23 protein-coding genes are annotated in these 21,506 nt (G+C 45.6%); 20 read left to right on the top strand and 3 right to left on the bottom strand.

Translation table 11 applies throughout. The annotated features are described in order from the left end of the window. Positions 1-178 precede the first annotated feature (178 nt). From U0033_RS22740 to U0033_RS22820, 17 genes are all read left to right on the top strand, one after another. On the top strand, positions 179-1,282 hold the full coding sequence (locus tag U0033_RS22740; RefSeq protein ID WP_072362872.1) for a glycosyltransferase: 1,104 nt from the start codon (positions 179-181) through the stop codon (positions 1,280-1,282). Positions 1,283-1,367: 85 nt separating this feature from the next. Next, positions 1,368-1,715, top strand: a complete 348-nt coding sequence (gldC, locus tag U0033_RS22745; protein ID WP_072362873.1) for a gliding motility protein GldC — start codon at positions 1,368-1,370, stop codon at positions 1,713-1,715. 24 nt (positions 1,716-1,739) lie between these two features. Continuing rightward, a complete protein-coding gene (locus U0033_RS22750; RefSeq protein ID WP_072362874.1) occupies positions 1,740-2,192 on the top strand; it encodes a GatB/YqeY domain-containing protein in 453 nt (150 codons plus the stop codon). 49 nt (positions 2,193-2,241) lie between these two features. Further along, the gene (locus tag U0033_RS22755; protein WP_072362875.1) at positions 2,242-2,784 is read left to right on the top strand and encodes a CvpA family protein; all 543 of its coding nucleotides are present in this window, start codon (positions 2,242-2,244) and stop codon (positions 2,782-2,784) included. 105 nt (positions 2,785-2,889) lie between these two features. Next, a complete protein-coding gene (locus U0033_RS22760; protein ID WP_072362876.1) occupies positions 2,890-3,657 on the top strand; it encodes an alpha/beta fold hydrolase in 768 nt (255 codons plus the stop codon). A 224-nt stretch (positions 3,658-3,881) separates the two neighbouring features. Then, the gene (locus tag U0033_RS22765) at positions 3,882-4,544 is read left to right on the top strand and encodes a CBS domain-containing protein (protein ID WP_072362877.1); all 663 of its coding nucleotides are present in this window, start codon (positions 3,882-3,884) and stop codon (positions 4,542-4,544) included. A gap of 18 nt (positions 4,545-4,562) precedes the next feature. Then, the gene (locus U0033_RS22770; RefSeq protein WP_072362878.1) at positions 4,563-5,453 is read left to right on the top strand and encodes an NAD kinase; all 891 of its coding nucleotides are present in this window, start codon (positions 4,563-4,565) and stop codon (positions 5,451-5,453) included. A 281-nt stretch (positions 5,454-5,734) separates the two neighbouring features. After that, positions 5,735-6,598, top strand: a complete 864-nt coding sequence (gene porG / locus U0033_RS22775; protein ID WP_072362879.1) for a type IX secretion system protein PorG — start codon at positions 5,735-5,737, stop codon at positions 6,596-6,598. 232 nt (positions 6,599-6,830) lie between these two features. Further along, positions 6,831-7,592 carry an isoprenyl transferase gene (locus tag U0033_RS22780; RefSeq protein ID WP_177318638.1) on the top strand — a complete coding sequence of 254 codons (762 nt, stop codon included), beginning with the start codon at positions 6,831-6,833 and terminating at the stop codon, positions 7,590-7,592. Continuing rightward, positions 7,573-10,305, top strand: a complete 2,733-nt coding sequence (locus U0033_RS22785) for a BamA/OMP85 family outer membrane protein (RefSeq protein ID WP_072362880.1) — start codon at positions 7,573-7,575, stop codon at positions 10,303-10,305. Before U0033_RS22780 ends, U0033_RS22785 begins: the two co-directional genes overlap by 20 nt. A 145-nt stretch (positions 10,306-10,450) precedes the next feature. Next, positions 10,451-10,969, top strand: coding sequence for an OmpH family outer membrane protein (locus tag U0033_RS22790; protein ID WP_072362964.1), 519 nt, complete (start codon positions 10,451-10,453; stop codon positions 10,967-10,969). Positions 10,970-11,071: 102 nt separating this feature from the next. Beyond that, a complete protein-coding gene (locus U0033_RS22795; RefSeq protein WP_072362881.1) occupies positions 11,072-11,581 on the top strand; it encodes an OmpH family outer membrane protein in 510 nt (169 codons plus the stop codon). A gap of 171 nt (positions 11,582-11,752) precedes the next feature. Beyond that, positions 11,753-11,908 (top strand): 50S ribosomal protein L34, encoded by a 156-nt coding sequence (gene rpmH, locus U0033_RS22800; RefSeq protein WP_012788729.1) that lies wholly within the window; start codon positions 11,753-11,755, stop codon positions 11,906-11,908. Positions 11,909-12,065: 157 nt separating this feature from the next. Continuing rightward, positions 12,066-12,416 carry a ribonuclease P protein component gene (locus U0033_RS22805; protein ID WP_245801808.1) on the top strand — a complete coding sequence of 117 codons (351 nt, stop codon included), beginning with the start codon at positions 12,066-12,068 and terminating at the stop codon, positions 12,414-12,416. Continuing rightward, positions 12,413-12,640, top strand: a complete 228-nt coding sequence (yidD, locus tag U0033_RS22810; protein ID WP_072362883.1) for a membrane protein insertion efficiency factor YidD — start codon at positions 12,413-12,415, stop codon at positions 12,638-12,640. Before U0033_RS22805 ends, yidD begins: the two co-directional genes overlap by 4 nt. A gap of 177 nt (positions 12,641-12,817) precedes the next feature. Further along, a complete protein-coding gene (locus tag U0033_RS22815; RefSeq protein WP_072362884.1) occupies positions 12,818-14,485 on the top strand; it encodes a S41 family peptidase in 1,668 nt (555 codons plus the stop codon). Between the two features lie 215 nt (positions 14,486-14,700). Further along, positions 14,701-15,474 carry a 3-keto-disaccharide hydrolase gene (locus U0033_RS22820; RefSeq protein WP_072362885.1) on the top strand — a complete coding sequence of 258 codons (774 nt, stop codon included), beginning with the start codon at positions 14,701-14,703 and terminating at the stop codon, positions 15,472-15,474. A 100-nt stretch (positions 15,475-15,574) separates the two neighbouring features. On the opposite strand, the gene U0033_RS22825 is transcribed toward U0033_RS22820, so the two are convergent. Next, on the bottom strand, positions 15,575-16,180 hold the full coding sequence (locus U0033_RS22825) for a superoxide dismutase (protein ID WP_072362886.1): 606 nt from the start codon (positions 16,178-16,180) through the stop codon (positions 15,575-15,577). A 298-nt stretch (positions 16,181-16,478) separates the two neighbouring features. Between U0033_RS22825 and U0033_RS22830 the strand changes: the two genes are divergently transcribed. The 3 genes from U0033_RS22830 (at position 16,479) to U0033_RS22840 (ending at position 18,746) form a co-directional block, all read left to right on the top strand. Then, positions 16,479-17,183, top strand: a complete 705-nt coding sequence (locus U0033_RS22830; RefSeq protein ID WP_083571623.1) for a LuxR C-terminal-related transcriptional regulator — start codon at positions 16,479-16,481, stop codon at positions 17,181-17,183. A 180-nt stretch (positions 17,184-17,363) separates the two neighbouring features. Continuing rightward, entirely contained in the window at positions 17,364-17,573 is a 210-nt protein-coding gene (locus tag U0033_RS22835) for a hypothetical protein (protein ID WP_072362889.1), read from the top strand. A 252-nt stretch (positions 17,574-17,825) separates the two neighbouring features. Continuing rightward, positions 17,826-18,746, top strand: coding sequence for an SPFH domain-containing protein (locus U0033_RS22840; protein WP_072362890.1), 921 nt, complete (start codon positions 17,826-17,828; stop codon positions 18,744-18,746). An 84-nt stretch (positions 18,747-18,830) separates the two neighbouring features. Here U0033_RS22840 and U0033_RS22845 read toward each other — a convergent pair whose 3' ends face one another. Both U0033_RS22845 and ligA read right to left on the bottom strand, forming a co-directional pair. Continuing rightward, on the bottom strand, positions 18,831-19,268 hold the full coding sequence (locus U0033_RS22845; RefSeq protein ID WP_072362891.1) for a nucleoside deaminase: 438 nt from the start codon (positions 19,266-19,268) through the stop codon (positions 18,831-18,833). Then, complete coding sequence (gene ligA, locus U0033_RS22850) at positions 19,265-21,382, bottom strand: NAD-dependent DNA ligase LigA (RefSeq protein WP_072362892.1); 2,118 nt, start codon at positions 21,380-21,382, stop codon at positions 19,265-19,267. The genes U0033_RS22845 and ligA overlap by 4 nt, the downstream gene beginning before the upstream one ends. Positions 21,383-21,506: the final 124 nt, after the last annotated feature.

Consider the following 21,506-nt stretch of genomic DNA (forward strand, 5'->3'; position numbering starts at 1 on the left):
TATATCACCAGTATATCACCTCTATATCCAATCGATATAGAGGTGATATACTGGTGTCCTTTTTATGCCCTGTTAATGATAAGGATGGAGCGGATCTTCACTGAAGCTATAGCCTATCTTTATACTGCTTGGTTCAAAAAGCTGTAGCTTTGCACCCATCAGAACAAGCAGCTTAACTATGCGTATAGGAGTGAATGCCGCCGGCCTGGCTGGAGACAGACCGGCAGATACAGGAAATATCAGCACAGCGCTATTAAAGGAATTATGCCGTTTACACCCGGAGCACCAGTTTATCTTTTTCGTAGACCGCCCAGGTGTATCTCTGGAAGAATTTACTGATAATGTGCAGCTTGTAGAGGTTCCGCTCAAGGGGCATAAGGCCTGGCAACTGTACTGGTGGAGGGAATGGCAGTTTCCGGCAGCTATCAAAAAGCAGCAGCTGGACCTTTACCTGGGGTTTGATGGACAATTACCGTTGCGCAGCAAGGTACCTGCCCGTTTGCTGATCACTGATACGGGTTTCCTGCATGGGGTAGCCGGCATGTCTAAGGATTTGCAGCGTTACCTGCGGAAAAATACCCTGAAATATCTACAGGCAGCACAAAAAGTACTGGTTATATCGCCGGTGGTACAGGAAGATTTGTTAACTTATGCGCCGACCGTAGCAGAAAAGCTGGTGCTGCTGCCTCCCGGGCTGGATAGTAGTTATCACCCTGTGGAATGGGAAGAAAGAGAGCAAATCAAGCAGGAGTTTACAGGTGGGATGGAATACTTTGTCGCTGTTGGCAGTATGCATCCCCGGAATAACATTCTTCCGCTGCTGAAGGCATTTTCCGCGTTGAAACGCCGTTTACGTTCCAATATGAAACTGATACTCGCTGGCGCTTCCACGAATGCCGGTGCAGAAATCATCGAAAATATGGCTACCTACAAGTTCCGAAACGATGTCATCTGGTTGCAGGATGCCAGCCAGGAAACATTGGCCCGTGTGGTAGCAGGTGCATATACCCTGGTATATACCAGCCGCTTTGAGGGGCTGGCGCTGCCTGTGTATGCGGCACTCAAATGCGAGGTGCCGGTGGTAGCAATGGAAGGGGCTGCTGCCAGGGTAGCCGGTGCAGAAGGGGTACTATATACTGATCCTGACAGCCTGGAGGACCTGGCCGAAAAGATGTCAGTATTATATAAGGACGAGGTATTGCGCAGCAGGATGCTGGAACGCGGCAGGCAGGTAACACTGCCCGGGGGCTGGACAGCGGCTGCTTCTCAGATATTAGAATAATAACATAAGTATCATAAATCTGGACATCAGCACATTCGCAGTTTAATAGTAAATTTGCGTTTCTAAAATATTGGAATTACTTTTTATGGCAAAGACATCTACCATACAGATCCAGGTTGAACTGGACAATGACAGGATACCTGAGAAGATTGAATGGAGGGCGACGGATAGTACTCAGGCAGACCGTTTCCAGCAGGCAAAGGCGATGATGGTTGCTTTCTGGGACGGTGCTGATAAAACGGCACTGCGTATAGATTTGTGGACAAAGCAGATGATGGTGGATGAAATGGCTGATTTCTTCTTTCAAACGATGATGACCATGGCCGATACTTACCAGCGAGCTACTCCCTACAAGGATCAGGCAGATGAACTGCGAACTTTTGCCCGTGACTTTTACAAGAAGTTTGAAGAAAAGCAAAAGGCAGAACAATAATCCAAGTTTTCAAAACAACCATATATGTCTCTGGAACTAAACATTAACGCAGCGATTAAGACAGCTATGCTGGCAAAAGCCGAAGCAGATTTGCGTGCGCTGCGTGCTATTAAGGCCGCTATCCTGCATGCCAAGACTGCAGAGGGCTTTAGCGGGGAGCTGAGCGAAGCAGATGAAACTAAACTGTTACAAAAGTTAGCTAAACAAAGAAAAGATTCGTTGGATATATTTCGTCAGCAAAACAGGGAAGACCTTGCCACTAAGGAAGAGGAAGAACTGGTTGTGATCGAAAAGTACCTGCCAAAAATGATGGATGAAGCTGAACTGAAAGCTGCTATTGAAGCGATTATCGCCCAGACAGGAGCTAGTTCTCCTGCTGATATGGGTAAGGTAATGGGTGTGGCTACCAAGCAGTTAGCTGGTAAAGCTGATGGCAAAGCCATTTCCGGATTGGTAAAAGAGTTATTAGCAAAATAAGCGGGATTTTAATTCTTTTTCCCGTACTCCTATCTTCCTATAGAAATATATGGGTATAGACATTGTATTCGCCATCATCCTTGTAATTGCTATTTATAAGGGATACAGCCGCGGCCTGATAGTAGCGGTATTTTCCTTTGTAGCAGTCACACTGGGGCTGGCAGCAGCATTGAAATTGACCACTGTGGCCGTATTGTATGCTCAATCACACTGGGATGTACATACCCGTTGGTTACCGGTTTTATGTTTTATCGCACTGTTCCTGGGAGTTGTATTGTTAGTGCGCCTGGGAGCTACCCTGCTTCAAAAGCTGGTAGAAGTGGCGATGATGGGCTGGCTAAACAAATTAGGTGGGATTTTACTGTATAGTACTATCTTTATCATGGTCTACAGCGTCCTCTTATGGATAGCTAACCAGTTATACTGGTTAAGCCCTGAGATCAAAATGCAATCTGTAGTGTATCCGTATATTGAACATCTGGGGCCTGCGGTCATGAATGGGCTTGGTAAATTAATTCCTGTATTTAAGGATATGTTTGCCAGTCTACAATCATTTTTTGACAATGCGGCCAGGGAGATACAGCGCAAATAGCGGGTGAGGGATCTAGGTTAAATGATCTATATCCTTCGCTACAAAGATTATTTGAATTAAGAAAAAGAATTATTTTAGCGCAAAATTGACTTTCAAGCTTTGGCAATGGATTACGAAATCAAAACACAGGGAAAGTTTAAGTTTGTTGAAGAAGGGGAGGGTGAACCACTGGTATTATTGCACGGGCTATTTGGAGCAATGAGTAATTTCGGTGGCCTGATCGAATATTTTCGCCACTACAACAAAGTAGTGGTACCGCTTTTGCCTTTGTTTGATCTGAATATTCTGGATACTTCCGTAGCTGGCCTGGCCAAGTACGTTCATAAGTTTATTGAAACCATGGAATATACCAATGTGCACCTGCTGGGTAATTCCCTGGGTGGACATGTTGGACTGGTATACCTGCTGAAACATCCTGAAGCTCCGGTCAAATCTCTTACACTGACAGGTAGCTCAGGGCTGTTTGAAAACGGTATGGGTGAAACGTATCCTAAAAGAGGAGACTACGAATACATCCGCAAGAAAACAGAATTGACCTTCTATGACCCTGCAATGGCAACCAAAGAACTGGTGGACGAAGTGTTTGACATTACGACCAACCGTCTTAAGGTAATCAAGATCATCACACTGGCTAAGTCGGCTATACGCCATAACCTGGGTGAAGAGCTGCGCGAAATCAAGCTCCCAACCCTGCTGGTCTGGGGCCTGAACGATACGGTAACTCCACCAATGGTTGGTGAAGAGTTCCATAAGCTGATTCCCAATTCAGAACTGCACTTCATAGATAAATGCGGTCACGCACCTATGATGGAACAGCCGGCTGAGTTTAACCAGATCCTGCATCCTTTTTTGCAAAAACTGGGAAGTAAATAAACCTACTACTCACATTATTATAATGAAGCTGATTCAACAGGATCAGCTTCATTTTTTTTACCACTCATTCACTATCGTCCTATCGCGCTGGATGTAGCAAACCACGCGCATTTGGCGTTACGTATATAATCAGGTGGTATGCTTTATTCATAAATCCCTTCGTCCGGTAGGAGGACGTTAGCGATTCTTTTCCTATTATTGTATCACAATAGCGCAATTTAATAATGCTGGCACGCGACCTCATATCGACAGTAATACCAATCCTCCATCCTCTTGATCCAGGGTCCAGGGCCCTGCGTCTGATGAATGAGTATCATCTTTCACAACTGCCCCTGGTACTTGAAAACAAATACCTGGCACTGGTTGAAGAAGATGATATCCTGGATCTGGAAGATACTGAAGTATCATTGGAGAATATGGAGTACAATGGTCCTAAGCCGGGCGTATTGGAAAGTGCTCACTTTTATGAGGCGCTGCGGGTTTTTTATGACCTGAAGTTGTCCGTACTACCAGTCATCAGCCGGGAAAATGAGTACCTGGGTGTACTTACGAAAGATAACCTGCTGGCGGTGCTGGCACAGTACAATGGTGTCAAGGAACCGGGTGGTATCATTGCACTGGATATTGACCCACGCGATTACAGCCTGAGTGAAATCGCGAGAATTGCAGAATCGAATGATATTACACTGCTCAGTGTGAATACCATTACCAGTCCGGCTTCGGGCAGACTGGAAGTACTGCTGAAAACGAACCGTCAGGAGCTGCATGGACTGGTGGCTACATTCGAGCGGTTCAATTACACAATTAAGTACACAATCACCGAAGAGCAGGAAGAAGACATGCTCCGGAAAAATTACGATCTGCTGATGCATTATATCAGCATTTAGTAGCCCTCCAGATTAGTTATGCAGATTGCAATATATAGCCGCGGATTTGTAAGAGAAGACCTGCCAATCATCCAGCTGTTACTGAATGAGCTGGCGAGAGAAGAGATTGATGTGATCATTTACGAAGCTTTCTTTAAGGCCTTACAGCCACATATCACTTATACAAAAGAGCCGGCGACCTTTGCCTGTGCAGCAGATCTGCATGGCAGGGCCGATATGCTTGTAAGCCTGGGTGGAGATGGTACCATGCTGGATACGGTTTGCTATGTACGGGATAAAAATATTCCTGTACTGGGAATCAATTTTGGCAGGCTGGGATTCCTGGCTAGTATCGGGAAGGATGGGATCTATGCAGCAGTGCAGGCTTTGAAGCAGCGCACCTATGTAGTGGATAAGCGAACTTTGATACACCTGGACAGTAATGTGCCTTCACTGTTTGGAGAGGTGCCTTATGGGCTGAATGATTTTACGATACATAAGAAGGACACATCGGCGATGGTGAAGATCCATACTTACCTGAACGGGGAGTTTTTGAATACTTACTGGGCAGATGGTTTGATCGTGGCTACGCCTACGGGGTCTACAGGGTATTCGCTGAGTTGTGGAGGCCCGGTGGTGTTTCCGGAGGCAGGGAGTTTTGTGATTACGCCGGTGGCGCCGCATAACCTGAATGTAAGGCCGATCATAGTGCCAGATGATAATGTGATCAGCTTTGAAGTGGAGGGGAGGAGTGACCAGTTTTTGTGCACGCTGGATTCGAGGATGGAGACGATCGATAATACCGTGCAGCTGGCCATTAAGAAAGAATCGTTCAAATTGAGCCTGCTAAGGCTGGATGATAGTAATTTTTTGCAGACCTTAAGGCATAAGTTGTTGTGGGGGATTGATGCCCGTAATACACTGAAATAGCCAGCATAGCGGGGGGCTCCTTTCGAAGCCCCCCGCTATGCTGGTGTAGGACTGACTAAAAAGGGTACCCCTCCCGGGTGGGTGATGGAGACGAAATGTCTTTTACGCAATTCTCAGCGCCTTCATTTTACTTTTTATGTTAGCCTCTGGATTGTAGTAAATAACCTACAGATTTGCTTAATAGCACATTAGGATTTTTTATTACATTTGTTTACCTGGTTTAATACCAAAAGCAGGATAATCGCGTTTTAAGGAATTATCGCGTTTAAGCAAACGGATTTATGGGCAAACCTTTTTTTTACAAACGTATCATCACAACCACCCTGATAGCAGTTGGATCCCTGTTCCTGACGCCTGCTTTTGCGCAGAACGAACTGTCTTATACCGGTGAACTGGGCCTTTCCATAGGAGCTGCCCATTATTTTGGTGATCTCAATACCAATGGTCGTATTAACGCGCCCAAACCAGCTATCGGTATCTTTTACCGCAAGTACATGAACGACTACATCGGCGTACGCTTTCACGGCCGCTATATGATGCTGGGTTATTCTGACACGTACAATAAAAACGATTTTCAAAAACGCCGTAACCTCAGTTTCAATACCAACGTGTATGAAATTGGTGTACAGGGCGATTTTAACTTCTTCCGTTTTGAACCCGGCTCCAGCTATTACCGCTTTACGCCGTATTTTACCGGGGGAGCCTCCCTGTTCTACTTCAATCCATACGCCTTCCTGAACAATAAGAAGTACTTTCTGCAGCCGCTCCGTACCGAAGGGCAGGGGAGTGCCATGTATCCCGAGAGGAAGCCATATAGCCTTATATCTACTGCCTGGTTGCTGGGTGGTGGTTTCAAATACAACCTGTCCAGAAGGGTGAACCTGGGGCTGGAAGTATTATACCGCTTTACCAATACAGACTACCTGGATGATGTCAGCTCTACCTATGCAGGTACTGCTTTGTTCCCGGCAGATGCCAACGGTAACCCCACCGCTGCTTACCTGCTGCAGGACCGTAGTTACGCTACCGGAGACCGTATTGGGATCCCCGGCAGACAGCGTGGTAACAGCCGTGATAAGGACCAGTTTGTAAGTGCGGAGCTGACGATTAGCATCCTGTTTACGTCTTATAGATGTAAATTCTAGTTTCGCAGGCAAAATCTGTCTATCTGTAGTCCTTTCAGGCCCATTGGGCTATTACTTCCACTTTCTATAAGCGATTTTTCGAGTCAAACAGCCAACAGCAAAGGATTTCGCTGTTAAAAATCCGTTAAAACCCCTACCCCCCCTTTGCCGGGAAAGGCATATATCTATTTTTGTATCTTTGCACACCTTAATAAAAATCTGTATCGATATATATAATCCGCCGGAGATACTCATGAGTTTGAAGGACAAATTAGACTTACAACGGTTGCCACGACATATTGCTGTCATTATGGACGGCAATGGCCGTTGGGCTAAGGAGCGCGGTCAGGACAGGCTGTTTGGTCATTATGAGGGAGTGGAAAGTGTACGTGATATCACCGAAGCCTGCGCCGAGCTGGGAATTGGCTACCTTACCCTCTATGCCTTCTCAACCGAGAATTGGGATAGACCTGTTAACGAAGTGAACGGGATCATGGAGCTATTGGTCAATACGATCCGTAGTGAAGTGAGTACCCTCATTAAAAATAATATCCGGCTGCATGTGATTGGAGACATGAACATGCTGCCCGGAAACTGTAAAAGCGAGATGGAGGAGGCTATATCCCTAACCAGTCAATGTACTGGGCTTAACCTGGTGATGGCCCTCAGTTATAGTGCCCGTTGGGAAATCCTCAATGCTGCCAAGAAAATTGCCCAGGATGTAAAAGATGGCAAACTCGAACCCGGGGCCATTACTCCGGACAAGTGGCAGCAGTACCTGTGTACGGCCGACCTGCCGGATCCGGAACTGATGATCCGGACCAGCGGAGAATGCAGAATCAGCAATTTCCTGCTTTACCAGTTGGCTTATGCGGAGCTCTACTTTACAGATACCCGTTGGCCCGACTTCCGCAAAGAACACCTTTACGAAGCTATCTTAAACTTTCAGAACAGAGAACGACGCTTTGGCAAAACAAGCGATCAAATACAGCAGAATGAAGAAATTATTTCCTAAGAGCCTACTGGCCATACTATTATGTTGCAGTGCTGGCATTCGTGTATCCGCCCAGGAGAGAGATACCATCCCTGCAGCAGACCAACCAGTGGGATTGAATTTACCATTGGGAAATGCACAACCTCAGCAATATGAGATAGCTGACATCATCGTGTCAGGAACCCAGTATCTTGATAAGTCCCTGCTGATCTCCCTCTCCGGATTGAACGTAGGTGACAAAGTCGTTTATCCCGGCGGTGACCAGTTTGCAAAAGCAATCCAGGCCCTGTGGGGACAAAGACTGTTTGCCAACGTCGCTATCTATGTAAACAAAATTGAAGATGGTCAGATCTGGCTGGAAATTGAATTGCAGGAACGCCCTCGTCTGAACCAGTTCATCTTCAAAGGAGTTAAAAAATCCGAGCAGGAAGAAATTATCAAGAAAACCGGTATGCGTAAAGGCCAGGTGGTAACCGAAAGCATGGAACAAAATGCGGTAGGTATCATCAGGAAATATTACAGCGAAAAAGGTTTCCGCAACGCCGAGGTAAATGTGGGCGAGCGAACCGATAGCGGCCAGACGAATGCCACCAACGTTGTGTTCACCGTTGTAAAAGGGGGCAAAGCGAAGGTAGATAACATATACATCGTAGGTAACCAGAACATTGGGGATACCAAACTGAAAAAGAAAATGAAGGGTACCAAAGAAAGGACCCGCCTCACCATCTACCCGGATTATGAGCCTGTATGGCCGGATTCTGCTGACGATCGTGGTGACTACTGGCATACCTTCGGTTTCCTCCAGCCGTCACGTACGCTGGAAGAACTGGATCCTTATTTCCGGTTCAAACTGTTCTCCTCTGCTAAGTTCAACGAAAACAAGTACGCTGAAGATAAAGAGAAAGTTATCTCTTACTACAATACCCAGGGTTACCGCGATGCGGTGCTCGTGAGAGATACCACATACAAATCCCAGAATGGTGGTGTGAATGTGAGTATGGAAGTGATGGAAGGGAAAAAATATTACTTCGGTAAGATCACCTGGAAAGGTAATAGCCGTTATACTGACTCTCTGCTGGCGAAAGTATTAGGTATTAAGGAAGGTGACACATACAACCAGGAAATGCTGCAGAAACGCCTGCTCTCATCCGAAGGTGGTGACGTAGGTGGTCTGTACATGGACTACGGTTACCTGTTCTTCCATGCTGACCCGGTAGAAGTAGGTATTCATGGTGATACTATCGACTACGAGATCAGGATCTCTGAAGGTCCGCAGGCTACTATCAAGGAAGTACGTATTGCAGGTAACGAAAAGACAAACGAACATGTAATCCGTCGTGAGCTGCGTACACTGCCAGGTGAGAAATTCAGCCGTACTGACCTGATTCGTTCTAACCGTGAAATTGCGAACCTCGGTTTCTTCAACCCTGAAAAGATCGGTATGAACCCGGTACCTAATATCCAGGATGGAACTGTGGACATCGATTATACTGTAGAAGAAAAAGCAAATGACCAGTTGGAACTGTCAGCAGGTTGGGGTGGTTACATTGGTCTGACCGGTACACTCGGTGTGACCTTCAATAACTTCTCTCTGCGCAATATCTTCAACAAGCAAACATGGGATCCATTACCAAGTGGCGATGGTCAGAAATTATCTGTTCGTATCTCCTCAAACGGTAAGGCATACCGTTCTTATAACTTCTCCTTCACCGAACCATGGTTAGGTGGTAAAAAAAGGAACCAGTTCTCTGTAAGCTTCTACAACAGTTACCAGAACCCGAACGCATACTCTTCTTATATTTATGGTAGCACGCTGAATAACAGTGCATTCTTCAAAGTAATGGGTGCTTCTGTATCACTGGGTAAGCAGCTGAAATGGCCTGATGACTATTTCACCCTGATCTATGCGGTGAACTATCAGCAGTATAAACTGAAGAACTATAACTACTTTAATATTCCAGGTTTCTCCACCGGTACATCAAATAATATCAACCTGAAACTGACACTGGCCCGTTCATCTGTTGACCAGCAGATCTTTCCAAGATCCGGTTCCAACTTTATGCTGAGCGGTCAGTTTACACCTCCATACTCTATGTTCCATCCTGACAAGGATTACAAACTGGAGTCTATCAAGGATCAGTTCAGTTTTATCGAATATCAGAAATACCGTTTCAATGCTGAGTGGTACGTTCCATTGAGCAAGCCAATGGGTAGTGACAACAAGATGTTCGTCATGAAGATTGCAGCTAAATTTGGTTACATCAGCCGTTATAACAACAGAACAACCCTGTCTCCATTCGGTCGTTTTGAACTGGGTGGTGATGGTCTGAGTAACTTTGCGATCTATGACCGTGATATCGTATCCCAGAGAGGTTATCCTGTATACTATTCATCTGACCCAAGAAGCAATTCTGAAAACAGCCAGCCAAGTGGTTACGAAGGGTTCACTATCTTCAACAAGTATGTGATGGAGTTGCGTTATCCATTCAGCCTGAGTCCAAGTTCAACGATTTTTGGTCTGGCATTCGTGGAAGCGGCTAACGGTTACAGGGATGTACAGGAATACAATCCGTTCAAACTCCGTCGTTCTGCCGGTCTGGGTATGCGCTTCTACCTGCCGATGTTTGGTTTGCTTGGATTTGACTACGGTATCGGGTTTGACCGTCTGCAGGCTGGCAATGGCCTGAAAGATGCCGCTAAGTTCACCTTCATGCTGGGCTTCGAACCGGAATAATAGAAAGAAACTTATTGTATAAAGCTCTCCTGATGGGGAGCTTTCATACTATCAGGGGGGAGGGTGAGGTCTGAATAAATTTTAAATTATATATTGCGAATCCGAAATCCCACGTGGTGCCTATATGTTTAAATTAATGAACACTATGAAGAAACTAAGCCTTCTGATCACCCTGGTGCTGGGAACTGCCCTGATGGCAAGTGCACAGCGCTACTGCGTGATCGATACAAAGTATATTCTGGACAACATCCCTGAATATAAAGATGCCCAAACAAAGCTGGATGCAGTAGCTGAGCAATGGCAAAAAGAGATAGATGCAAAATTCCTTGAGGTAGACAAGATGTACAAGTCTTATCAGGCGGAACAGGTGATGCTGACAGACGAACTGAAGCATAAGCGTGAAGAGGAGATTGTAGCAAGAGAAAAAGAGGCAAAGGATTTGCAGAAGAAACGTTTTGGTTACGAGGGTGACCTATTTAAGAAAAGGGAGGAACTGGTAAAGCCGATACAGGACAGAGTATATAATGCCGTACAAAAACTCGCCGCGCAGCGTATGTACGACTTTGTGCTGGATAAGGCCGGAGGTGTTACTGTAATTTTCTCTGACCCTAAGCTGGATAAAAGCGACGATATTCTGAGCACACTCGGTGTAAAGAAGCAATAGCAGCATATCCAACAGACATGGGATTTAGGAATTATTAACCTTTTGTACCAAATTTTAACCTTAGTTTAGTATTCAAAATCTTTTTTAAACACAGACAACATCATGAAGAAGTATGTAATTATTGCTTTCGTGGCAGTATCCGGATTGTTCAGCGTGAAGACAATGGCACAGTCCAAAGTGGCTCACATTAACGCTCAGGCCCTGATCGAGGCAATGCCGGAAGCCCAGACGGCAATGAAAACCCTGCAGACTTACGCAGAGGAACTGGATAAGGATGGAAAAGGACTGATTGATGAGTATCAGAAAAAACTGAAAGAGTTTAACGACGGTGCAGATAAGATGACTGACAACGTTCGTGAGATCAAAGGTAAAGAGCTGCAGGCAGCTCAGAAAAACATCCAGGAATACCAGGATGCTGCCCAGAACAAGATCGAAGCAAAACGTCAGGAACTGCTGAAACCAATCTATGATAAAGCTCGTAAGGCAATCGAAGATACTGCAAAAGAAAAAGGTTACGGTTATGTAATCGACAATTCCCAGAGCATTCTGCTGGTATCACCTGCTGCTGACGACCTGACTGCGCCTGTGAAAGCTAAGCTGGGTATCAAATAGTCTGACACTTAAAACTTAATATAATAGCCCCGGGATCCGTTCCCGGGGTATTTTTTTAAAAATCCTTTATTATCTCATAAAATTCTTTACCTTTGCCTTCCGTTTTAAAAACACGGGTTCCGCAAGACGGGAAAGTATTTAGTATAGTACAGGTAAAAACAAAATATTAAAATGAAACGTACTTTTCAACCGCATAACAGACGCAGAAAGAGCGTTCATGGTTTTAGAAAGAGAATGGAAACTGCTAACGGCCGTAAAGTATTAGCTTCCCGCAGAGCTAAAGGACGTAAGAAATTAACTGTTTCTGACGAGCGTAAGCTGAAATAAAATCAGCTTTAACTGCATGCGCCCTTAGGGCATAACTTGCAGCTTTTAAGGCTGGTTCCTGATCGAACAGAATGTTATTGCTTTTGATAGATAAATCGGACTTGCCATAAAAACTTATTCTTTTACAAAAGAAGAAAGGTTAAAAAGCAGAAAAATCATTGAAACGCTTTTTCGGGAAGGAAAAGCGTTTTCTGTTTTTCCATACCGCGTAGTATATATGCCGGTAGATAATCCCATTGCCCCATATCCCGTTCAGGCTGGTTTCAGTGTATCCACTAAACGCTTTCCGCATGCTGTGGATCGCAATAGGGTGAAACGCCTGACAAGGGAATGTTACCGTCTGCAAAAAGGTGAACTGTATGAGCAGCTACGGGCACAGCAGCCGAATGGCCATCTGGCCGTATTCTTTATCTATACAGACAAGAAAATAGCCCCCTTCACTACCCTCCAACACAAAATTTCCCTAATTTTAAAGAAACTGGCGAAGGAAGCGCTGGCTGCATCATGAAGATCTTCAGCTTGTTGAGCTACCCGTTCATATGGGTTATCAGGATTTACCAATGGGGTATTTCGCCGCTGCTTGGCAATAAGTGCAGGTATACACCTACCTGTTCGCAATATGGCGTGGAAGCGCTGAAAAAGCATGGGTTGATAAAAGGCGGTTACCTCACCGTAAAGCGAATTTTGTCCTGCCATCCCTGGGGTGGACATGGGCATGACCCGGTTCCATAAATTCTGACGACCTTTCAGGGCTTAAAAACACAAAGTGTAATGCAGGAATAAGTATCCAAACTTTCCAGGCTGCCGCAGGCCAATCCTGTTATACGCCACGTATTTTAACTTTTCAAATACGTAAAGAACTTGTAGTTTACGACTGCTTTATAAATTAGCTCACATTAACTTTTACCTATGCGTGCATTTTTTCAGAGAAAGAGGAGGATTGTAGTGATATTGGTGTTGCTTATCATAGGTGGTACCGGTATCAAGGCATATAGTGACAAAGACAAATACTTTGAGATCGCTAAAAATCTGGACATCTTCGCAGCTTTCTACCGGGAGCTGAATACCTACTATGTAGACGATCTACCCCCGGAAAAACTGATGCATAAGGGCATAGACGCCATCCTGGAAGAAACAGATCCATATACTGACTTCATCCCCGAAGAGAACCTGGATGAACTCAAATTCATGGCTACCGGTAAATATGGTGGCGTGGGGATCTCTGTCATTACCGACAGCGTACGCACCGTAGTCACCGACATTTATGAAGGCAGTCCGATGGACAAAGCCGGCGTAAAGACAGGAGACCTGATCCTGTCACTGGATGGCAAGCCTACCAAAGATATGAGCCAGGACGACATCAGCCATATGCTGAAAGGCGTACCGGGCACGAGCCTGCAAATGGTGACTAAAAACCCGTCTACAGGTGTAGAAAGCTCCAAAACCATTACCCGCGAAGAGATCAATGTAAAGCCGGTGAGCTATGCCGGTATTGTAGGCAATGATATCGGGTATATCCGCATGACACAGTTTACCGAAAATAGTGGCGATGCCGTATCCGATGCATTTTCCCAGCTGAAAAAAGACCATCCGGGCATTAAGGGGATGATCCTGGACCTGCGTGGGAACCCCGGTGGCCTGCTGGATGAAGCGGTACGGGTAGCGAACATCTTTGTGGACAGGAACAAGGTGATCGTAAGCACCAAAGGGAAGGTAAAGAACTGGGATCGTGACTATAAAACTGAAGGCAATGCGATAGATGCAAAAATCCCGCTGGCGGTACTGACCAACCGTTCTTCTGCATCTGCTTCAGAAATCGTGGCAGGGGCTATCCAGGACCTGGATCGCGGCGTTATCATCGGGCAGCGCTCCTTTGGTAAGGGCCTGGTACAAACTACCCGTCCGCTGCCTTATAATGCGAAACTGAAAGTAACCACGGCAAAATACTATACACCAAGTGGCCGCTGTATCCAGGCGATTGACTACTCCCGCCGCAATGACGATGGGGAAGTAGAATCAGTACCGGATAGCCTGCGTAAATCATTCAGCACTGCCGACGGCCGTAAGGTACGCGATGGGGGAGGGATAGAACCGGATGATGCAGTAGATCCGACCCTGTTAAGCCAGGTGACGGTGACCCTGCTGCGCAGACAGTATATCTTCGACTACGCTACCCAATATTATTATTCACATCCTAAGGTTGCAGTTGCAGGTAACTTCTCCCTGAGTGAGGATGACTTTGCTGATTTTATGCACTACCTGGATGGTAGAAACTATAGTTATAAGACCCATACGGAAGAGGCAATGGAAAACCTACAGGCTACTGCCCGTAAGGAGAAATACTATGATGCCGTGTCAAAAGAATTTGAAGCCCTGCAGGCGAAGATGAAACACGACAAAAAGCAGGATCTGCTGAAGAATAAAACAGAGATCAAACATCTGCTGGAAGAAGAGATCTCTAACCGTTACTATATGCAGAAAGGAAGAATCGCACAGTCGCTGGTGACAGATAATGAAGTGACCGAGGCGGTGAAAGTGCTGCGCGACCCTCAGCGTTATCAGCAATTACTCCATTGATCATATTGATTGGGGCTGACAAAAATGTAAAATGAAGTCAGCCCTTTTTCTTTGAAAATGGTTTTCATGCCCGTTGGTGAATTCCCTCTTTCATGAATGTTCTTATTTGGGTTCCTGATGGAATCGTATCGTCTTTTAAAAGATTCTCAAAAGGGATTTTTATTTTTGATCTAACCTCATTTTTTCATCGTTTTTTACCCAATAAAATTTCATGTATGAACAAACTCCTCCTGCCCTTTATTGTTACCATTCTGCTGGCATGTAATAATACCAGTATTGGTGGCCGGCACGATTCGGTGACGGTGATCAGAAAAGATACCACGACTGAATCTTTTGATACCACGACAATGAATATACTGAGTGAAACAGAAAAGGTGGAAGGATGGCAGTTATTGTTTAATGGAAAAGACCTGAATGGCTGGCATTTGTACCAGCATAAGACAGGCGGTGCATGGGCTGTGGATAGCGGAATGCTGCATTGTAAGGGAGATAAGGATTTCAAGGCAAACCGGGCCGATCTGACATCCGATAGTACGTATGAAAATTTTGAATTGTTCCTGGAATGGAAGATTGCACCGCAGGGGAATAGTGGCATTATTTACCTGGCGTCTGAAGAATACCATGCTGCTTATGAGAGTGGACCGGAGTACCAGTTGATTGATGATAATAACTTTCCTGAAAAGCTGGAAGAGTGGCAGAAGACGGGATGTAACTATGCAATGAGTGCCCCGCTGGTGAATGCAACGCGTCCTGCCGGCGTGTGGAATCATGCACGGATTGTGGTGTTCCATGGGCATGTGGAGCATTGGCTGAACGGGCAGAAGACGGCAGATTATGTGATTGGGTCAAAGGAGTGGAAGGCGGAGAAAGAGAAGGGTAAGTGGAAGGATGCTAAAGGATATGGTGGTACGAAAAATGGGTTTATTGATTTGCAGGACCATGGAAGTGAGATCTGGTTTAAGAACATAAAAATAAAGCGCCTTTCATAGCGCCAATGTCAGGGCGGTGGAGCTGTCCTGACATTGGCGGGAGCAAATAAAAAGGCCGCGGCAATTGCCGCGGCCTTTTTATTTGAATTATTTTGAAATATTACAAAGCTGCTTCGTAACGTTTGCTAACTGCATCCCAGTTTACAACATTCCAGAATGCTTTCAGGTAGTCAGGACGACGGTTCTGATATTTCAGGTAGTAAGCATGTTCCCATACATCACAACCTAAGATTGGTGTACCTTTTACTTCAGCAACATCCATCAGTGGATTGTCCTGATTAGGGGTAGAAGAAACTTCCAGTTTACCACCTTTAACCAGCAGCCAGGCCCAACCTGAACCGAAGCGGGTAGTACCTGCGGCGTTGAATTTCTCTTTGAACTCTTCGAAAGAACCGAAAGTGCTCTTGATGGCATCAGCCAGTTTGCCGGTAGGTTCTCCACCTGCATTAGGGGCGAGGATCGTCCAGAAAAAGCTGTGGTTCCAGTGACCACCACCATTGTTCCTGATGGCAGGGCTCAGTGTACCGGCAACAGCAACCAGTTCTTCCAGGGATTTATGTTCGTTTTCAGTACCGGCAATTGCTTTGTTCAGGTTGTCAACATATGCCTGATGGTGCTTACCATGGTGAATTTCCATTGTCTGCTTGTCGATATGTGGTTCCAGTGCGTCTGTAGCGTACGGTAAGCTCGGAAGTGTAAATGCCATAACTTATGTTTTTTATTGCGTTAAAAAATAAGAGTGTATCAATAGGTACCAAATTTACTGCCTAATCAGCTAAATATCAAAAGGAGGCCGAATGGCTGTGCAGTTGCCAGCGCCAGCAGTACCGGCAATTTGCTTGAATTATCAGCAAAACATAGGTATTCCCGCCCAATTCGCGTACCAAATGGATTGGATATATGCTTTTTTATTTTATATTTACGTTAAGTGTTATAACAACTTTAGTATGCATGCCTTTACGTATACACGTAAAGGTTAGTGCTGTTCGTATAAAACTAAAAGTATGTTGACAGACTCGGACATGGGCCAAAATTACTCCCTCAACGCCTTACGGAAGGAAAATGAACTATTGAAGACACGGATCAAGTGGCTCGAAACCATATTGGACCACGTTCCCGCTATGTTATACACACATCAGAATGATATTAAGACTGTCAACTGGTGTAATCGTTATATGGAAGATGTGACGGGGTATACATTGGCAGAGATGAATAATATGGGGCTTGACTTTTTTAAATCGATCATGCACCCTGAGGACTTTGACCTGGCTGTGATCGCTCAGCAATCGTTCCGGGAAGACAAGAGTGTATTTGGCGGGGTGTTACGGTTTCGTAAACGGGATACGGAGCAGTGGTGCTGGCTGGTAGGATTAGCAATGCCTTTTACAAGGGATGAAGAAGGCAAGGTGAAAGATGTGATCTGTGCTTTCCTGGATATGACTATGGCGATGGATACCAATGATCAGCTGGCCGAAGCGATGAGAGAGGTGCTGCGCAAGCATAATGATGACCTGTTGTCGAAGCTGACTGCGAGAGAAAAAGAGATCCTCAAACTGGCCGTTAATGGCCTGAACAATAAAGAAATTGCTGATGTTCTCAATCTAAGCCGGCATACAGTTGAGACTCACCGGAAGAACATCCGTTTAAAACTGAAAGTCAGAAATACTACTGAACTAGTGGCGCTGGCAAGAAAAGTTGGTTATCAATAATTTAAATAAATTTACTGCAATTTGCCTGCATTCCATTTGCAAAAAAATACCCAAGCTTGGGTATTTGTACAACAATCATTTCCAATTAATTTAGTAGCCTATTAACCGAAGGAGAGTTTGATACGTTAAGAAAGACATTTTTTAAAAAGGAAAAAGATAGTTAGTAATACCCCTATTGCTATGATTACCGAGGAAAGCGCATTAAAAGTTTTGCAGCTGGACGGATCTGCAACAGCAGAAGAGATAGTTGCCCGCTATGAATCATTAAAAGATCAATATAAAAAGATCAAAAATGAAACTGAGGATCTAAAAACACTGTTGGCTTATCAGCTCAAGCAGATAGAATTAGACGATGTCTATATTTATTTCAGAAGGAAACAAATGATTTAACCTGAAGCTATTGCTCTTTCATTCGTTGTATTTAACCCGGCCTTCATCCATTGTTTGTCGCTGTTTTTTATATGCGACACACAATCAAGACAACCCAGGGCCAGCCTTTAAAATCTTTCAATCCGTATTATTTCCCAAATTGATAGCATCGCGCACACTGATGCCCCAGGCATCAGTGTGCGCGTATTTTGTGTGCCGGCATTAACCATATTGCCGACTTTTACTATATATTTACTTTTAAATCTCCTATATATGGGTACAGTTACTATTGTTTTCATCGTTTTAGCCGTGCTTGTGGTATTCTCAAGTTTTGTGACCATACAGCAGGGTACTATTGGGGTCACCACAATTTTTGGGAAGTATAACCGTATTTTGTTCCCCGGGCTTAACTTCAAAGTTCCACTGGTTGAAAAGGTATTCAAACGTATTTCGATTCAGAACCGCTCGGTAGAGCTGGAATTTCAGGCCATTACTATTGACCAGGCCAATGTTTACTTCAAGGCAATGTTGCTGTATTCCGTTTGGAACCAGGAAGAAAACACCATCAAAAATGTGGCTTTTAAGTTCGTGGATGAGCGTAGTTTCATGCAGGCGCTGGTACGTACCATTGAAGGTTCAATCCGCGGATTTGTGGCTACTAAAAGGCAATCAGAGGTATTGGGATTGCGTCGGGATATCACAGAACATGTGAAGGAACAGATTGACGTGACTTTGGAAGACTGGGGTTATCATTTGCAGGATTTGCAGATGAATGACATCACTTTTGATGAGGCGATTATGAAATCTATGGCCCAGGTAGTGGCATCCAATAACCTGAAAGCGGCGGCTGAGAATGAAGGTCAGGCATTGCTGATCACGAAGACGAAGGCTGCAGAAGCAGAGGGTAATGCGATTAAGATTGCGGCAGAAGCGGAGCGTCAGGCTGCGCAGCTGCGTGGTATGGGTGTGGCGCTGTTCCGTGAAGAAGTGGCCAAAGGTATGAGTATGGCGGCAAAGGAAATGCAGCAGGCTAATCTGGATACATCTGTGATATTGTTCTCTATGTGGACAGAGGCGATTAAGCATTTCTCAGAGAATTCAAAGGGCAATGTGATATTCCTGGATGGGTCATCTGAGGGTATGGAGCAGACAATGAAGCAGTTGATGGCATTGAATAAACTCGACATGAAATAGTCCGGAGCCGGCTCGCATTGGCGCGCCTGTTTTGGATGCGAAAAGTATAAGGCGGCCCACCTGGGCCGCCTTATACTTTTCAGTTTATCTTCTTTGTGCGAAAAAGGTTTTTACCAGTTGCAGGCTTTCTGCTTCTCCGGGCCCTTGTTCCACCTTAGTTTTTGGATGAAAAGGATTCGATTCCCCGGTAGATCTTCTGTAACTGTTCTTCTCATCTTTCGCTGCATATACAATGCGCCCTATTTTACTCCAATAAAGCGCTCCTGCACACATTAAGCAGGGTTCCAGCGTCACATACAGCGTAGCCTCCATCAGGTACTTACTACCTAAAAAGTTAAACGCTGCTGTCAGCGCCAGCATCTCCGCATGTGCCGTACAGTCATTCAGTTTCTCCACCTGGTTGCTGCCCCGCCCGATGATCTTATCATTGAGTACGACAATCGCCCCCACAGGTACCTCTCCCTCATCAAAGGCTTTACGGGCTTCACGCATCGCCTGCTGCATATAGAACTCATCCGTCATCCCTGCTGCTGATTTATCAGGTTTAAGAATTCATCCTCAGTCAGGATGTGTATGGTATTGATCTTTTTCGCTTTTTCCAGTTTGCTGCCCGCTTCTTCGCCTACCACGAGGTAATTCAGTTTGCTGGATACCCCACTCATAATCTTACCACCCTGTTGCTCTACCATTTCTTCTGCTTCATTTCGTTTCAGTTTATTGAGTGTGCCGGTAAAAAGGAAAGTTTGTCCGTTGAAGGTACCGTCTACCGGGTGATCAGAACGGGAGCTCTTCAGGTTCAGTCCTAAATCTTCCAGGTGTTTCAACATATCCAGGTTCTCTGGTGTGGCAAAGAACTGTTTGATACTGCCTGCTACTTTAGGGCCGATATCTTCCAGGGCGAGCAGCTGTTCTTCTGTCCAGTCTTTGAAGTCCGGCAGGTAGCTGATGGCATTTGCCAGTGTCTTGGCGGTGGTTTCACCTACATAGCGGATGCCCAGGCCAAAGATCAGGCGGTGTAAAGGCTGGGATTTGGATGCCTCAATAGCCGTTTGCAGGTTCGTGAGTGATTTCTTTCCAAAGCCTTCCAATTGTTCCAGTTTGCTGAAATCCATGGTGTAGATACCTGGAATGTCTTTCATCAGCTCCAGTCCGTAGAACTTACGCACATTGCTTTCGCCGAAGCTTTTGATATCCATTGCATCCTTGCTGACGAAGTGAATGATCCTTTCCACCACCTGCGCCTCGCAGTTAATATTAATACAGCGCCATACGCTCTCACCTTCCGGTTTGAAAAGCGGTTCCCTGCACACCGGGCATTCTTTGGGGAATACGATGTCCTTTTCGGAACCGTCGCGCAGGTCGGCTACAGACTTCACGATATAGGGGATTACGTCACCGGCTCTTTCCACCAGTACGGTATCGCCAAGTTTCAGATCCTTTTCACGGATCACATCTTCATTGAATAAGGAAATGGAAGCAACTGTAACCCCACCGATGGGTACAGGATCGATCTTGGCTACGGGTGTGATGGAACCGGTACGGCCTACCTGGAACTCCACATCCCTGAGTTTGCTGGTTGCCTGGCGGGCTTTGAACTTGTAGGCCATGGCCCAGCGGGGGTGGTGGGTAGTCATACCCAGTTTATCCTGCAGTTCGTAATCATTTACTTTTATTACCATTCCATCTATTTCATATGGAAGGTTATCCCTTTCATTTTCGAAAGCCAGCACATAATCGATCACTGCCTGGATGCCGTTTACGACCTTCTTTTCTTTGGCAGGAGAGCGGAAGCCCAGCTGGGTGAGCATATCCAGGGTATTGCTGTGGGTTTGGATTTCTTTCGGTTCTGTTTGCCCGTCTTCCATGGTATGATAGCTCATGTGGTAGAGGAAGGCTTCCAGGCCGCGTTTGGCTACTTCTTTCGGATCCACCATGCGGAGAGAACCGGAGGCAGCATTGCGGGGATTGGCCAGTGGCGGCAGGTTTTCGGCAGCGCGCTGGTCATTAAAGGCTTTGAAAGTGCTCTTATTAATTAATACCTCTCCACGGATTTCGATGGTATGGATACCAAATTTGGAGAAATTGGCCGTGAGCGGGATGGAGCGGATCTGGCGGATATTGGTGGTAATATCATCACCAGCTACGCCGTCGCCCCGGGTAGCGCCCCGGGTCAGGCGATCGTTTTCATATATTAATGATATACTGGCGCCATCGAATTTGGGCTCAATACAGTATTCAATATCGGTGAGGCCGCTGATTTCACGGGCTTTACGATCCCAGTCCAGCAGGTCGTCGGCATTGTAAGAGTTCTCCAGGCTCAGCATGGGCACCAGGTGCTGAACGGTAGGGAAGGCCTTGTTTAAACCCAGGGCTACGCGCTGGGTCGGGGAGTCCGGGCTGATCAGGTCCGGATGGGCGGTTTCCAGTTGTTTCAGCCAGGCGAAGAGCTGGTCATATTCGTAATCGCTCAGCACAGGATCGCTCTGTACATAATAGCGCCAGTCATTGTAAAGTACGACACGGCGTATGTTTTCCAGCGTTTCATCAATGGATGAGGGGCTTTCTTTTTTTTGCAATTGCGCTAACAGTTGCTTCGCTAATTGCGCTAAAGTGATTTCTATTTCTTTCGTATACATATATTTTTACTATCGGCTTGTAAATTTATAATACTTTCTGAACTATTTCTAAAATGATGATTTTCCTTGTCTGTATTGCTTTTGAGTGCGTTTGGGTAATGGCTGACCATAATCATTTTAAGAA

It is taken from the genome of Chitinophaga sancti, from assembly GCF_034424315.1.
GTDB lineage: Bacteria > Bacteroidota > Bacteroidia > Chitinophagales > Chitinophagaceae > Chitinophaga > Chitinophaga sancti.